This window comes from Dietzia sp. ANT_WB102, from assembly GCF_008369165.1.
Classification (GTDB): domain Bacteria; phylum Actinomycetota; class Actinomycetes; order Mycobacteriales; family Mycobacteriaceae; genus Dietzia.
The window spans coordinates 60,805-74,555 of sequence record NZ_VOBA01000001.1; the positions used below are offsets into that span (position 1 = coordinate 60,805).

Here is a 13,751-nt window from a genome sequence, read left to right on the forward strand (position 1 = left end):
GGGTGTGCGGGCGGTCCGCTAGGCGCGGGGGTCTAACCGGTGCGCGCTCGGCCGGCCAGGCGGTGCCGCTCGGCCTCGGTCATCCCGCCCCACACTCCGTACAGTTCGCGGCCAGCCAGGGCATGCGCTCGACACTGGGCGATCACGGGGCACCGGCCGCACAACTTCTTGGCCGCTGACTCTTTACGGCGACGCAGACTCTTGGCCTCGTCCTCGGAGTTGTAGAACAGATCGGGCAACTCCTGGCAGTTTCCGTAGTCGGCCCACGCCCACTGTTCGTCGATCTCGGTCCTCGCTGTCCCAAACATGCCACTCCCCTCCACGGTCGGATCCAGCTTCCGACGTCGCGGGGTGATTCGGTACACCCCCAGGGGTGGGGTCCCTTTCTGCTGATAACATTTCTTTATGACGGTCACTCTCACGGTCATCAATGACTTCCCGGTGCTGGTCGCAGGTGTTCAGGCCCTGCTCGGCCCGTACGCCGACCGGGTGACCGTAGTCCCCGGGCAGTCGACGCTCGAGGTCGCCGAACCGGTCGACGTGGCCCTGTTCGACATCTTCAGCTCGGGGCCGGGGTGGCAGGACCGATGCACTGACCACGCCAGCGATCCCCGGATCGGTGCCGTAGTGATCTACTCGTTCATCACCGATCCGCGCGCCGTGAAGGCGGCACTGGCGGCCGGGGCGCAGGGCTTCCTCACCAAATCGCTGGTCGGCGAGGATCTCGTCGTAGGACTCGAACGGATCGCGGCCGGCGAGCAGGTGGTCCTACTCGGCGAGGACGAGGAGCCCGGTCCCGCCTCTCCGTGGCCCGCCGGTAGCGCGGGCCTGTCCCCGCGGGAGGCGGAGATGCTCGCGCTCATCGCGCAGGGCTGGTCCAACGAGGACATCGCCTTGGCCTGCTACCTGTCGATCAACACCGTCAAGTCCTATATCCGGGACGCCTACCGCAAGATCGGGGTCGCGACCCGGCCGCAGGCCGTTGCGTGGGCGATGCAAAACGGCCTCGAGCCCTCCCGCTGAACCACGTGTGATCACGACCGTGGTCGGGACTTGCCTGCCTCAGTAGCCCAGCACCGCGCCGAGGAAGCGTTTGGTGCGCTCGTTCTGCGGTGAGTCGAAGAACTGCGCCGGGGGTGCCGACTCCACCGCGACTCCGCCGTCGAACATCACCACACGATCGGAGATCTCGCGCGCGAAGTTCATCTCGTGGGTCACCATCAGCATGGTCATCGACGAGTCGTTGGCGAGATCTCGGATCACCTTGAGCACCTCCCCCACGAGCTCGGGATCCAGCGCGGAGGTGGGCTCGTCGAAGAGCATGATGTCCGGCTTGGTGGCCATGGCCCGGGCGATCGCTACCCGCTGCTGCTGACCTCCGGACAGCTGGGGCGGCTTCTTGGCCGAGTGATCGGCCAACCCGACCAGTGCCAGCAGGTCTTCGGCCTCCCGCCGGGCGGTGGCCTTGTCTTTGCCCAGGACGTGGACGGGCGCCTCCATGACATTCTCCAGCGCCGTCATGTGGGGGAACAGATTGAACTGCTGGAACACCATCCCGATCCGGCTGCGGATCTGTCGCAGCCGCTTTGTCTCCCGTGGCCGTCGGCGCGCGTCGTCGGTGTTCCACAGCTCATCGCCCTCCACCAGGACGCGACCCGACGTCGGGAACTCGAGGGTCATCAGTACACGCAGGATCGTGGTCTTGCCCGAGCCGGACGGCCCGATGATCGAGATCTTCTCGCCTTTCGAGACGGTGAAGTCGAGCTCGCGGAGCACGTGGTTGTCGCCCCAGTTCTTGCTCACCCGTTCGAAGCGGACCATCGGTTCCCCGGGCGTGCCGAGCTCAGTGGACGGTGCCATAGCGGGTCTCCAATCGACGCAGAACGAGGGTGCACGGGACGCTCACGATGAGGAAGAGCAGCGCCGCGATGGTGAACGGTTCGATGTAGCGGAACTCGGACTGGCCGATCGCCTTTGCCACCGACATCAACTCGTAGACGGTTATGGCGGACAGGATCGCCGAATCCTTGAACATCTGGATGAGGTAGTTGCCCAACAGGGGGACGACCCGCCGCACGGCCTGGGGCAACACGATCCGGGTCCACGTACGGGCCCGGGGCAGATTCAGCGCGGTTGAGGCCTCCCACTGGCCTACCGGGACGCCCTCGATGCCGGAGCGGTAGACCTCGGCGGTATAGGCGCTGTAGTTGATGCCGATGACGATGATGCCGGTGAGCAGCGCGCTCATGGCTATTCCGTACTCGGGCAGGACGTAGAACACGAAGAACGCCTGGACGAGCAGCGGCGTGCCGCGGATGAAGTAGACCAGGAAGCCGAGGACCTGCGAGAGCACCGGGATCCGGAGGAACCGGAACACCGCGACGATCAGACCGAGGACGGCGGCGATAGCCATCCCGGCGATGGTGATCTGCACGGTCGTCACCAGGCCTTGGAGCAGCTTCGGCAGGATGCTGATCGCGAAGGCGTTGTCCCAGATCATCAACTCACCCCCTGCATCCGACCGGCGAGGGAGGTGAGCAGCGGACGGCGTTCACGCGTCGGCGAGAATCGCCGTTCCAGCAGCGCCACGATCGCCGAGATCACCAGGGACAGCAGGAAGTACAGGATCAGGATGATCCCGTAGACCAACGCGGTCTCGCCCGTCGAGGAGCGGATGAGACCGGCGTTGAACGTCAGGTCGGCCACGGTGACGAGCGAGACCAGCGAACTGTTCTTGAGCAGGTCGACCATGACGTTGCCCATGGGCGGCAACATCGCCGGGACCGACTGCGGGAGCAGTATCCGGCGCATCCGCAGTGCGGGTGTCATGTTGAGCGCGATCGCCGCCTCGGTCTGCCCCCGTGGCCGCGACGCGATCGAGCCGCGGACGACCTCCGACGCGTACGCCCCCTCGTTGAGGCCCAACGCGAGGACGCCGGCGAAGAGGGCGGTGAGCTGGATCCCGAAAAACGGCAGTGCGAAGAACAGCCAGAACAGCTGCACCACCAGCGAGGTACCGCGTAGGAACTCCACAATGCACGCGGCCGTCCAGCGCAACCATCGGTGGGTGGACAGCCGTGCCAGCCCCAGCACGAAGGCCACGACCAGGGCCAGCACCGCACCGAGGACCGTCACCTCGACGGTGGTGACTAAACCCTGGCGAATCAGGGGGAGGTATTCGGCTATCGCATCCATCTGGTCGGGTCAGCCGTCGACCGCGCAGAGTTCCTCGGTGGTGACCCCGGCGACGACGCTCGGGTCGAAGCCCCACTTATTGAGGATCTCGGCGAATTCCGGCTCGGTCTTGAACGCCTCGAGCTCGGTGTTGTACGCATCGAGGAAGTCCTGGTCGTCCGGGCGGAAAGCAGCGGACGAACCGGTGCTGGGCGCGTCCTCGATCGGGTCGGTGACCTCCACGCCGTCCAGCTCCCGCAACGAGAGGGTGGGCAACAGGAACGCGTCGATCCGGTCGGCCGCGAGGGCGTCCGCGCCACCGCGCGCGTCGGTCACGTTGACGATGCGGGCCGCGTCGATCCCGGCCGTTTCCAGGATCCCCTGCTCGAACCCGCCGGGCACGACGCCCACCCGCACGTCGTCGCGGCCCTTCACGTCGGCGATCGTCCGGATGTCCTTGGGGTTGCCTGGCCGGACCCCGAACGATTCGGTGGAGACGATGACCGGCGAGGCGTAGATGACCTCGCGGCAGCGCGACTGTTTCATGAACAGCCCCGCGGCGATGACGTCCCACCTGTTGGCTTTGAGACCCGGGATCATCGCGTCGTAGCCGGACACGATCCCCTCGACCTTGTCGATGCCCATCCGCTCACACACCGCGCGCACGACATCCGGCTCGCAGCCGGTGACGGTGCCGTCCGCGGCGAGCTCGGTGTAGGGCGGCTCGTTCCCGATCGCGATGCGCAGCCCCTGCGTCTTGGCCCGTTCGAGGAGTCCGCCACCCCCTCCTGCCTCAGGCCCTCCGGGGTCGGTGGTGCTGCAGGCTGTCAGTGAGCCGCCAACCGCGACCACCCCGCCCAATGCCAGTGCGCCCTGGAACAGTTGTCGTCGTGAGATGTTCGTGCTCATCGTTGCCTTTCGTAGGCCGAAGTTAACGGTCTCTGCACCGTAGAACCGGGCTCACATCGGCCGTCAGGTAACCGGCCAAAGCGTGATCTGCCCGTTACTGAACGCTCAGCTGTCTTCTCCCGCGGCCCGGACGCGGGCGTAACCGTCCTTCATGTGGTCGACCAGCAGCGATCGGGCCCGGGCAGGGTCAGCTGCGCGGACCGCGTCGGCGATCGCCCGGTGCTCGGTGAGCCTGGACTGGGCGTCCGTATAGGTGGGGCTCATGGCGTGCAGGCACATGCTCGTCTCCACCAGGACGGTCTCGTGCACCCGGGACAGTCGCGGGCTGCGGGCCGACTCTACGAGGGCGTGGTGGAAGTCCAGGTCCGCCGCGACCATCGCCGCGGAGCGGGGTTCGCCGGAGAGTGCCGCCATGGCGTCCACGGCGGCGTCGAGTGCGTCGGCGGTCTCGGTTGTCCGGCCGGATTCGAGAACCCTGTCCAGGGCAGCGGTCTCGACGGTCGTGCGCAGGAGGTACATATCCTGCACCGCCTCCGGGGTGAGCTCGGCGACGAACAGTCCCCGGTTGCGGTGCGAGACGAGCAGTCCCTCCTGGGTGAGCCGTTGCATGGCCTCGCGCAGCGGCCCGCGGCTCACGCCGAGCGAGCGCGCCAGGGCCGCCTCCCCGAGTTGCGTGCCCGGGGCGAACGTCCCGTCGGAGATGGCGCGGCGGAGGGTCCGTGCGATGAGCGCGGGCGTCGATTCCTGCACGACGGGTTCGAGGCCGCCGGGCGCATCGGGGACGATCACGGGCGGTCGCCTCCCGGCGCGCCGGCGTGGATCCGAGGGACGGGTACGACACCACCGGACGGGGCCCCCGCTGCGGACCCCAGCGCGGCCTCCAGTGCCGCCCCGGCCCGGACCACCAGCCGGTCCTCGAACCGGGGTCCGACCAGTTGCAGCCCCACCGGCAGCCCGGCGTCGGTGATGCCGCAGGGGATGCTCAGCGCCGGTTGCTGCGTCATGTTGAACGGGTAGGTGTAGGGGGTCCACGAGGTCCAGTCGGGGCTGTGCCAGCCCGGCGGCACGTCGGAGCCCGCGGCGAAGGCCGGGATCGGTGTGGTGGGCGTGACCAGGAGGTCATAGTCCCGGTGGAAGTCGGCCATGGTCGCGCCCAGCGCCATTCGCACGGCCACGGCGTCGAGGTAGTCGGCCGCCGAGTAGTCGCGGTAGCGGCCCAGCGCCTCCCGCATGGACGGGTCGACGCGGTCGATCGCTCCCGGGCCGTGTGGGGCCAGCACCGCCGCGAGTCCGGCAAACCAGAGAACGTGAAACGCGTCGACGGGGTCGCTCACGCGCGGGTCGACGGCGTCGACGCGGGCGCCGAGCGCCTCGAGTACGCCCACGGCTCGTGTGACCTCGCGCTCGACGTCGTCGTCGTTTCGGCCGAATCCCAGCGTGGCGCTGTAGGCGACCCGTAGGCCCTCGAGCGGGCGGTCGCCGCGGCGCGCACCTTCGGTGGCCGAGGCCAGGTAGCCGCCGGGGCCGGGCGTGGTGGCCCGGGCGGGGACTGCGGACCAGTCCCGCGGGTCCGGGCGCAGCAGAACGTCCATGAACGCGGCGGTGTCGGCGACGGTCCGGGTCATGGGGCCCGCGTGGGCGAGGGTGCCGAAGGGGCTCGACGGGAACATCGGGATGACGCCGTAGGTGGGCTTGAACGCGACGATCCCGCAGAACGCGGCGGGGATCCGGACTGATCCCCCGCCGTCGGTGCCCAATGCGAGTTGCCCGAGGCCGGCGGCCACCGCGGCTGCGGCACCGCCACTGGAGCCACCCGGCGTCAGGGCCGGGTCGTGGGGGTTGCGAGCGATTCCGGTGAGTGTGTTGTCGGTGACGCCCTTCCACGCGAACTCGGGGGTGGTGGTCTTGCCGATCACCACGCATCCGGCCTCGCGGGTGGCCGCGGTGACGGGCGCGTCGTCGGGCCATGCGGCGGGGTCGGCCGCGTCGGGCTTGTCTGCCAGCAGGTGGGATCCCCGCAGTGTGGGCACACCCCGGGTGTAGAAGATGTCTTTGATCGAGGTCGGCACCCCGTCGAGTGGGCCGAGGGGTTCGCCCCTCCGGTACCGGTCTGCCGCCTCGCGGGCGGATGTCAGGGTGGACTCAGGATCGAGGTGGCAGAAGGCGTTGATCCCGCCGTCGATCTGCTCGATCGCCGCCAGTGCGTCGCGGGCCGCGTCGACCGGTGAGACCTCCCCGCTGCGGTACGCCGCGGCCAGGTGCAGGGCGCTCATCGATGTGGTCATTCGTCCACCCTCCGTCAGATTGTCGACAATCCTACAGCTGGCCGTGGGGCCGTCAAGCGCCGCCTACGCGCACACCGATCCCTCCCGCATGACCACCGGCGCCGCGCCCGGCTTCTACGCTGGGGCCATGAGTTCCGACGCCCGGTCCGCCGCACTCCCACCCGACCTCGCCGAGGCGCTGCGCCGCGCCGCTGACGCCCCCACCCTCGTGGTCGCGTGCGACTACGACGGCACCCTCGCCCCGTTCGTTGACGACCCCACGCAGGCCGTGCCTGTTCCCGGCGCCACCGATGCGCTCGCCCGCCTGGCGCAGTTGCCCCGCACGACCGTCGCCTTACTGTCCGGCCGCAACCGTGCCGCACTCGCCGAGGTGAGCGGTGCCGGCGCCCCGGTGGTCCTGGTGGGCAGCCACGGGTCGGAGTGGGAGGGCGGGTTCGACTCCCCCCTCGACGACGACGAGGTCGCGCTTTTGACGCGGGTACGTTCCGCCCTCGAGGAGATCGTCTCCCGCACCCCTGGGGCGCACGTCGAGATCAAGCCGACGGCCGCTGTCCTGCACGTTCGGCCGGTGGCCGATCCTGAGGAGCGCGAACGCGCGCAGACCGAGGCGATGTCCGGGCCCGCCGCCCTCGATGGGGTGTTCGTCACCGAGGGCAAGAACGTTGTGGAGATCGCCGTACGGGAGGCGAGCAAGGGAGCGGCCATCGAGAGGATGGTCGAGCAGACGGGGGCCGACGTCGCGCTGTTCATCGGCGACGACGTCACCGATGAGCGCGGCTTCGCCCGCCTCCGGCCGCAGGACGTCGGGGTCAAGGTCGGCGATGGACAGACGGCCGCCGCGTACCGGGTGGCGGACATCCCCACCGTCGTCGGCCTGCTGGACACGCTCGCCGACCTGCGGGGCTGACACCCCCGGATGCACACACCATCGACGACGCGGTTCTACACTTAACGACAACGGTTCCCATTACAACGAGAGTGGTGCTCGTGACGTCGTTCCCCCGGCCCCGACTCCCCCGCGGTGCCCGCATCCCCGGCACCCACCCGCAGCGTGCGACTTGGAAACGGACCTCGGCGCTGGCCGCGGCGGCCCTGATCGGCGCCGGAGCGCTCACCGCCTGCAGCACCACCGAGCGAGCGGGAACAGCGGCCGGCGACGGGAACGGTCCCAGAGTGGTGGCCTCGACGACCGTCTACGCCGACATCGCCGAACACGTCGCCGGCGGGAACGCCTCGGTGGACTCGGTGATCTCCGACCCGACCGCCGACCCCCACTCCTACGAGGCCAGCCCCGCCGATGCCGCCGCAGTGGCCAGCGCCGACCTCGTCGTCTACAACGGCGCCGGTTACGACGGCTTCGTGGACCAGGCACTGGCCACCACGAACGATGTCCCGGTGGTGCGGGGGGTCGACGAATACGAACGCCTCACCGGTGACGCCCTGACCGGGCACGACGACCAGCACGACGGGGCCGGCCATTCGCACGAAGCCGCCGAGAACGAGCACGTCTGGTTCAGCCTGCCCACCGCCACTGCTGTGGCCGCGCGCGTGGCCGAGGAACTCGCAGCGATCGACGCGGACAATGCCGAGCAGTATCGCGACAACGCGCGCGCCTTCGCCGACGCCGTAACCCCCCTTGAGAACAAGCTCGACGAGATCGCAGCGCGCGGACACTTCCCCTACGCCCAGACAGAGCGGGTCGGCGCGCACCTCTTCGACTCCGCACACCTGACCGACCTCACGCCGCGCGGGTTCCTCGCCTCCGTCGAGGACGACACCGACCCCTCCGCCGCCGACCTCGCCGCCCTGCTCGACCTGCTGGCCGAGCGACGGGTCGTCTTCCTGGCCTTCAACGCCCAGACCGAGACATCCGTGACGAACCGCGTCCGCAACGCAGCCGAAGATGCGGACCTCGTCGTCGTCGACCTCACCGAGACCCTCCCGGAGGGTGCCGACTACGTCAGTTGGATGACCGGGATCGTCGACGAGATCTCCGGCGCGGTGGCCGACGCCTCCCCGGTGGGTGACGGTGGGCACTGATCCGGCGGCGGCCCACGTCCGCGGCACCCCCGGCCCCGGACCGGTCGTCTCACTTCAGGGCGTGACGGTCTCACGCGGCGACCGCACCCTCATCCGCGACCTCGACCTGGAGATCGCTCCGGGTGAGTTCGTCGCAGTGCTCGGACCCAACGGTGCCGGCAAGACCACCCTGCTCAAGGTGCTGCTCGGCGAACACCGACCCGACTCCGGCACCGTCCTGGTCGACGGCCGCGCGCCCGGCCACCGCGGCACCCACCTCGGCTACGTGCCCCAACAACGAGCTTTCGATCCCGGCATCACCCTGCGCGGACGCGACCTGGTGTCCCTCGGGATCGACGGCACGCGCTGGGGCCCCGGATGGCCGTCGCGGCGTGCCGGCAAGCGCCGCATCGTCGAGGACGCCCTGGGCAGGCTCGAGGCCGGCAAGCTGGCAGACAAGCCGCTCGGCCGGATGTCCGGTGGTGAGCAACAACGCGTGCGGGTCGCGCAGGCCATCGCCTGCGACCCGTGCGTCATGCTCTGCGACGAACCACTGCTCAGCCTCGACCTCACGGGCCAGCGCACGGTCGCCTCCGTGCTCGACCACCGGCGCCGCGAGCACGACACCGCGGTCGTGTTCGTCACCCACGAGATCAACCCGGTGCTACCGATGGTCGACCGGATCGTCTACCTGGTCGACGGCCGGCATCGCATCGGCACCCCGGACGAGGTGTTCACCACGGAGGTCATGTCCGACCTGTACTCCTCCCCCGTCGAGGTACTGCGAGTACGCGGGCAGATCGTCGTGGTGGGCGACACCCACCATCTCGTCGCCGAGCCCTGGGCGAGCGGGCACCACCATCACGAGAACAGCACCAGCGACCACGACCACGGACACGGAGCGCACTGATGGACCGACTGCTCGAGATCTTCGGGTCCATCGCCGACACCGAGACCACCGCGTACCTGCTGGAGCAGGAGTTCGTACTCTTCGGCCTCGCCGCGATCGCACTACTCGGCCTGCTCTCCGGCGCGATCGGCCCGTTCATCGTCATGCGGCAAATGTCGTTCTCCGTCCACGGCGCAAGCGAGCTCGCTCTCACAGGCGCCGCCGCCGCGCTACTGTTCGGGCTCAACCTGGGCCTCGGCGCGATCGTCGGATCGGTGATCGCGGCCCTCATGTTCGGGGTCATGGGCTCGCGCGCGTCCCAACGCGACAGCTCCATTGGCGTGGTGTTGGCGTTCGGCCTGGGGCTGGCGGTGCTGTTCATCCACCTCTACCCCGGGCGGTCCGGCACCAGCTTCTCCCTGCTCACGGGACAGATCGTCGGGGTGTCCGAGCACGGGCTGGCGCAGATGGCGGTGGTCGCGGCCATCATCTGCGGCGCACTGATCGCCCTGTACCGGCCGCTCGTGTTCTCCTCCGCCGATCCCGAGGTCGCCGAGGCGCGGGGCGTTCCGGTCCGGGCCATCAACATGATCTTCGCCGTCCTCGTGGGACTGGCCGCCGCGCAGGCTGTCCAGGTCGTCGGGGCTCTCCTGGTCCTGTCGCTGCTCATCACGCCGGCCGCCGCCGCAGCCGCCGTCACCTCCAGCCCGGGGCGGGCGATCGGGCTGACGATCCTCTTCGCCGAGATCGCGGCCGTCGGCGGGATGTTGCTCTCACTCGCCCCCGGCGTGCCCGTCTCGGTGTTCGTCACCACCATCTCGTTCGTCATCTACTTGGTGTGCCGCGCGGTCGCGACGCTGCGGCGCTGACGCCGGCGGGGCCGTGGGCGGGGCGCGGGCGGGACCGTGACGGGGCAGCGAGACGCGGGCGGAGTGCGCCAAGGGAACGCGTGGAGTCATTGCGTGCAGCGTTTCCCCAGGTCGAATCGCGGGAACTGCTGACGGAGTGACTCAACACGGGTTGCGAAGAGGGAAACGGCTGCTTCTGCCGTGTGGCGGTGCACTACAACCACGCCATGACGATCTAGCGTCTGATGGGTGACCTCCAGCCACCAGGCAGACTCCCCGGAACTCGACGCGATCCGCGCGGCCTTCCCCGCGTTGCAGTGGGAGTCGACCTCCCGGACCGAAGAAGGTTGGGATCACGCGGTGGTGTTCTGCCACGGCTGCAGCGGTCCAGATGCGGGCGGGCACCAGGACCTGGTATTCCGCTTCCCCACCGATGAGCAGAGTTCGGCGCAGCTGCCCATGGAGATCGCGGTTCTCGAGCACCTGGCCGACCAGGTGGACGCCGCGCTACCGCACTACACCCACGTCCCCGAGGGCGGGGCGTTCGCCGGCTACCCGATGGTGCGGGGCGAGCGCCTCACCCCGGACCTGTACCAGCGCCTACCAACGACCGAGAAGACGATGCTCGCGGCTCAGCTGGGCGCGTTGCTGGCCGCGCTGCACATCCAGGACACCTCGGCTCCCCCGATCGATCGGGTGCCGCACTCCTACCAGCCGGAAAATCTGGACTTCGTCCGCGGGATCGTGGAGAACAACCTGCCGTCGGTGTTCACCGATGCCGAGATGCACACGGCCCGGGAGATTTGCGACGAGGTCGGGGCGTTGCAGTCCACGCTGCTGCCACGGGTGCTGCTGCACAACGACGTTTACGAGCGGCACCTGTACTGGGACCGCGGGCCGGGCGGCGGTCGACTCGGGCTCATCGACTTCACCGACATGTGCCTGGGCGACCCGGCCGTCGACTTCGCCGAACTGTACGAATACGGCCCGCGCTTCGTCGAGGACGTGCTGGCCCGCTATACCGGCAGGGTCGACGACACCTTTCTCGACCGAGCATGGACGTACCAGCGACTGGCCGCGCTCTACATGATCGCCGGCCACCTGTACTACGGCGTGGAAACGTGGGAGTACGCCCGGTCGGCATTCGACCGCTGCCGCTCGCCGCATCGCCCGCGAGCGTGAGGCCGGCCCCCGCCGTCCTCTACGCCCGGGTCCGATCAGCCTTTGACGCGGCGCTGACGGGCGAACTCCGAGAGCACCACACCCGCGGCGACGGAGGCATTGAGGCTCTCGACCTGTGAGGCGATAGGGATGGACAGGATCGAGTCGCAGTTCTCGCGGACAAGTCGGGACAGGCCCTTGCCCTCGGACCCCACGACGATGACCGTGGGGCCGGTGCCGTCGTAGTCGTCCAGGGAGACGTCACCGCCGGCGTCGAGGCCGACGAGTTGGGCGCCCGATTTGGCCCAGTCGAGCAGCGTCCGGTTGAGGTTGGTCGCACGGGCCACGGGCAGGCGCGCGGCGGCACCGGCGGAGGTGCGCCAGGCCACCGCGGTGATGGACGCGCTGCGCCGCTCGGGGATCAGCACGCCGTGCCCACCGAAGGCCGCAACCGAGCGGATGACGGCGCCGAGGTTCCGCGTGTCCGTGATGTTGTCCAGCGCCACCAACAGCGCCGGCTGCGATGAATTCATGGCGCTGGCGATGAGGTCGTCGGGGTCGGCGTACTCATACGGCGGAACCTGCAGACCGATCCCCTGGTGCATGCCGTTGGAGGTCATCCGGTCGAGATCGTGGCGGGGCACCTCGAGGATCGAGATCCCCTTGTCCGCGGCGAAGCGCACGGCCTCGGTGAGCCGCTCGTCGTTATCGGCCCCGACGGCCACGAAGAGCGCCGTCGCCGGGACCCCGGCACGGAGACATTCCACGACAGGGTTGCGGCCCACCACGAGTTCGGGCCCGTCCGCCTTCTTCTGGGCGTACTGGCGACGCTGCTGTGCGCCCTCCGACTTACGCGACGCGGCCTTGGCCCGGCGGTGCGCAGGATGGTAGGTCCGTTCCTCCGCCTTGGGGGTGGCGCCGCGCGCCTCGAGCCCGCGACGGCGCTGGCCGCCGGAGCCGACGACCTGCCCCTTCTTGGTGCCGGATTTGCGGATCGCTCCGCGCCGGCTCGAATTGCCCGCCATGTCAGTCCTTCCGGTTGGCGAGCGACCACTTCTGGCCGTCCGCGGTGTCAGCCACCTCGATGCCCGCCGCGACCAGTCGGTCACGGATGGCGTCGGCGGTGGCGAAGTCCTTGTTCGCCCGCGCGTCCGCGCGGGCCTCGAGTTCTGCGCGCACGAGGAGATCGAGTGCTGTTGCCGCGGCGTCTTCCCCGCCCCCCGCGGAGGCCCACTGCGGGTCCAGCGGGTCGACGCCCAGCACCGCGGTCATCGCCCGGACGGACGAGGCCGCAACCAGCGCCGCGTCGAGATCTCCCGACGACAGTGCGGTGTTGCCCGCGCGGACCCGGCCGTGGATCTCCGCCAGTGCGGCGGGGACCCCGAGGTCGTCGTCCATCGCTGCGGCGAACGGCCCGGTCCACTCGCCGACCGGTACCTCGGCCTCCGGGTCCGAGCCCGACCTGACGGCCTCGTTCACCCGGTGCACGAGCGCCTCGATGCGGCGGTATGCCGCGGCCGCCTCCTGCAGCGCCTCGGGTGAGTATTCCAGCATCGACCGGTAATGCGCACTTCCGAGGTAGTAGCGCAGTTCCACCGGCCGGACGGTGGTGAGGATGTTGGGCACGCTGAGAACGTTGCCCAGGGACTTGCTCATCTTCTCGCCGGACATGGTGACCCAGCCATTGTGTAGCCAGTAGCGGGCGAACCCGTCACCGGCGGCGTGGGACTGTGCGGCCTCATTCTCGTGGTGCGGGAACTGCAGGTCGAGGCCACCGCCGTGGATGTCGAAGGTACCGCCGAGATACCACGTGGCCATGGCCGAGCACTCGAGGTGCCAGCCGGGCCGGCCGTCCCCCCACGGTGTGGGCCAGCTGGGCTCCCCGGACTTGGCGGCCTTCCACAGAGCGAAGTCCCTCGGGTCCCGCTTGCCTCGCAGGTCCGCGGATTCCCCCTGGTCGACCTCGTCGAGCCGATGGCCGGACAGGTGCCCGTAGTCGCCCTCCGGCGAGGCGGACCAGGCGGCGACGTCGAAGTAGACGCTGCCCTCGGCCGGGTAGGCATAACCGCGCTCGATGAGCCGTTCCATGTACTCGATCATCTGGGTCATATGCCCGGTCGCGCGCGGTTCGGTGGACGGCGGGAGCACGCCGAGCGCGTCGTAGGCCCGGGTGAACTCGCGCTCGTGGGTGGCGGCCCATTCCCACCACGGCCGCCCGTTCTCGGCGGCCTTGGTCAGGATCTTGTCGTCGATGTCAGTGACATTGCGGACGAACGCCACGTCGTAGCCGCTGGCCATCAGCCAGCGGCGGAGGATGTCAAACGCGACGCCCGAGCGGACGTGGCCGATGTGCGGCACCGCCTGCGGGGTGGCTCCACAGAGATAGATGGACGCATGCCCTTCGCGGACGGGGGTGAACTCCCTCGGGGAGCGGGTGGCGGTGTCGTACAGATGGAGCGTCACGGG

Annotated in this window: 15 protein-coding genes; 6 read left to right on the top strand and 9 right to left on the bottom strand. The window is 69.4% G+C overall.

Features of this window, described 5'->3' with window-relative positions:
* Nucleotides 1–32: 32 nt before the first annotated feature.
* Nucleotides 33–308: a WhiB family transcriptional regulator gene (locus FQ137_RS00270; protein WP_149290619.1), complete on the bottom strand. Its 276-nt coding sequence runs from the start codon at nucleotides 306–308 to the stop codon at nucleotides 33–35.
* A 97-nt stretch (nucleotides 309–405) separates the two neighbouring features.
* Between FQ137_RS00270 and FQ137_RS00275 the strand changes: the two genes are divergently transcribed.
* Nucleotides 406–1,023 carry a response regulator transcription factor gene (locus tag FQ137_RS00275; protein ID WP_149290620.1) on the top strand — a complete coding sequence of 206 codons (618 nt, stop codon included), beginning with the start codon at nucleotides 406–408 and terminating at the stop codon, nucleotides 1,021–1,023.
* Between the two features lie 39 nt (nucleotides 1,024–1,062).
* Here FQ137_RS00275 and FQ137_RS00280 read toward each other — a convergent pair whose 3' ends face one another.
* From FQ137_RS00280 to FQ137_RS00305, 6 genes are all read right to left on the bottom strand, one after another.
* Complete coding sequence (locus FQ137_RS00280) at nucleotides 1,063–1,821, bottom strand: amino acid ABC transporter ATP-binding protein (RefSeq protein WP_149292534.1); 759 nt, start codon at nucleotides 1,819–1,821, stop codon at nucleotides 1,063–1,065.
* A gap of 22 nt (nucleotides 1,822–1,843) precedes the next feature.
* Nucleotides 1,844–2,500, bottom strand: a complete 657-nt coding sequence (gene ehuD, locus FQ137_RS00285; RefSeq protein WP_149290621.1) for an ectoine/hydroxyectoine ABC transporter permease subunit EhuD — start codon at nucleotides 2,498–2,500, stop codon at nucleotides 1,844–1,846.
* Nucleotides 2,500–3,195, bottom strand: coding sequence for an ectoine/hydroxyectoine ABC transporter permease subunit EhuC (gene ehuC / locus FQ137_RS00290; protein WP_149290622.1), 696 nt, complete (start codon nucleotides 3,193–3,195; stop codon nucleotides 2,500–2,502). Before ehuC ends, ehuD begins: the two co-directional genes overlap by 1 nt.
* A gap of 9 nt (nucleotides 3,196–3,204) precedes the next feature.
* Nucleotides 3,205–4,083, bottom strand: a complete 879-nt coding sequence (gene ehuB, locus FQ137_RS00295) for an ectoine/hydroxyectoine ABC transporter substrate-binding protein EhuB (RefSeq protein WP_149290623.1) — start codon at nucleotides 4,081–4,083, stop codon at nucleotides 3,205–3,207.
* A 105-nt stretch (nucleotides 4,084–4,188) separates the two neighbouring features.
* Complete coding sequence (locus tag FQ137_RS00300) at nucleotides 4,189–4,872, bottom strand: GntR family transcriptional regulator (RefSeq protein ID WP_149290624.1); 684 nt, start codon at nucleotides 4,870–4,872, stop codon at nucleotides 4,189–4,191.
* Nucleotides 4,869–6,368, bottom strand: coding sequence for an amidase (locus tag FQ137_RS00305; RefSeq protein ID WP_149290625.1), 1,500 nt, complete (start codon nucleotides 6,366–6,368; stop codon nucleotides 4,869–4,871). The genes FQ137_RS00300 and FQ137_RS00305 overlap by 4 nt, the downstream gene beginning before the upstream one ends.
* A gap of 127 nt (nucleotides 6,369–6,495) precedes the next feature.
* Here FQ137_RS00305 and otsB point away from each other — a divergent pair, with 127 nt between their 5' ends.
* From otsB to FQ137_RS00330, 5 genes are all read left to right on the top strand, one after another.
* Entirely contained in the window at nucleotides 6,496–7,275 is a 780-nt protein-coding gene (otsB, locus tag FQ137_RS00310) for a trehalose-phosphatase (RefSeq protein WP_149290626.1), read from the top strand.
* Nucleotides 7,276–7,355: 80 nt separating this feature from the next.
* A complete protein-coding gene (locus tag FQ137_RS00315) occupies nucleotides 7,356–8,408 on the top strand; it encodes a metal ABC transporter solute-binding protein, Zn/Mn family (protein ID WP_149290627.1) in 1,053 nt (350 codons plus the stop codon).
* Nucleotides 8,398–9,297: a metal ABC transporter ATP-binding protein gene (locus FQ137_RS00320; RefSeq protein WP_370452276.1), complete on the top strand. Its 900-nt coding sequence runs from the start codon at nucleotides 8,398–8,400 to the stop codon at nucleotides 9,295–9,297. Before FQ137_RS00315 ends, FQ137_RS00320 begins: the two co-directional genes overlap by 11 nt.
* Entirely contained in the window at nucleotides 9,297–10,145 is an 849-nt protein-coding gene (locus FQ137_RS00325; protein WP_149290629.1) for a metal ABC transporter permease, read from the top strand. Before FQ137_RS00320 ends, FQ137_RS00325 begins: the two co-directional genes overlap by 1 nt.
* 228 nt (nucleotides 10,146–10,373) lie before the next feature.
* Nucleotides 10,374–11,306: an aminoglycoside phosphotransferase family protein gene (locus FQ137_RS00330; protein ID WP_255583275.1), complete on the top strand. Its 933-nt coding sequence runs from the start codon at nucleotides 10,374–10,376 to the stop codon at nucleotides 11,304–11,306.
* Nucleotides 11,307–11,341: 35 nt separating this feature from the next.
* Here FQ137_RS00330 and rlmB read toward each other — a convergent pair whose 3' ends face one another.
* Complete coding sequence (gene rlmB, locus FQ137_RS00335; protein WP_149290630.1) at nucleotides 11,342–12,310, bottom strand: 23S rRNA (guanosine(2251)-2'-O)-methyltransferase RlmB; 969 nt, start codon at nucleotides 12,308–12,310, stop codon at nucleotides 11,342–11,344.
* Nucleotide 12,311: 1 nt separating this feature from the next.
* Entirely contained in the window at nucleotides 12,312–13,748 is a 1,437-nt protein-coding gene (cysS, locus tag FQ137_RS00340; RefSeq protein WP_149290631.1) for a cysteine--tRNA ligase, read from the bottom strand.
* Nucleotides 13,749–13,751 lie beyond the last annotated feature (3 nt).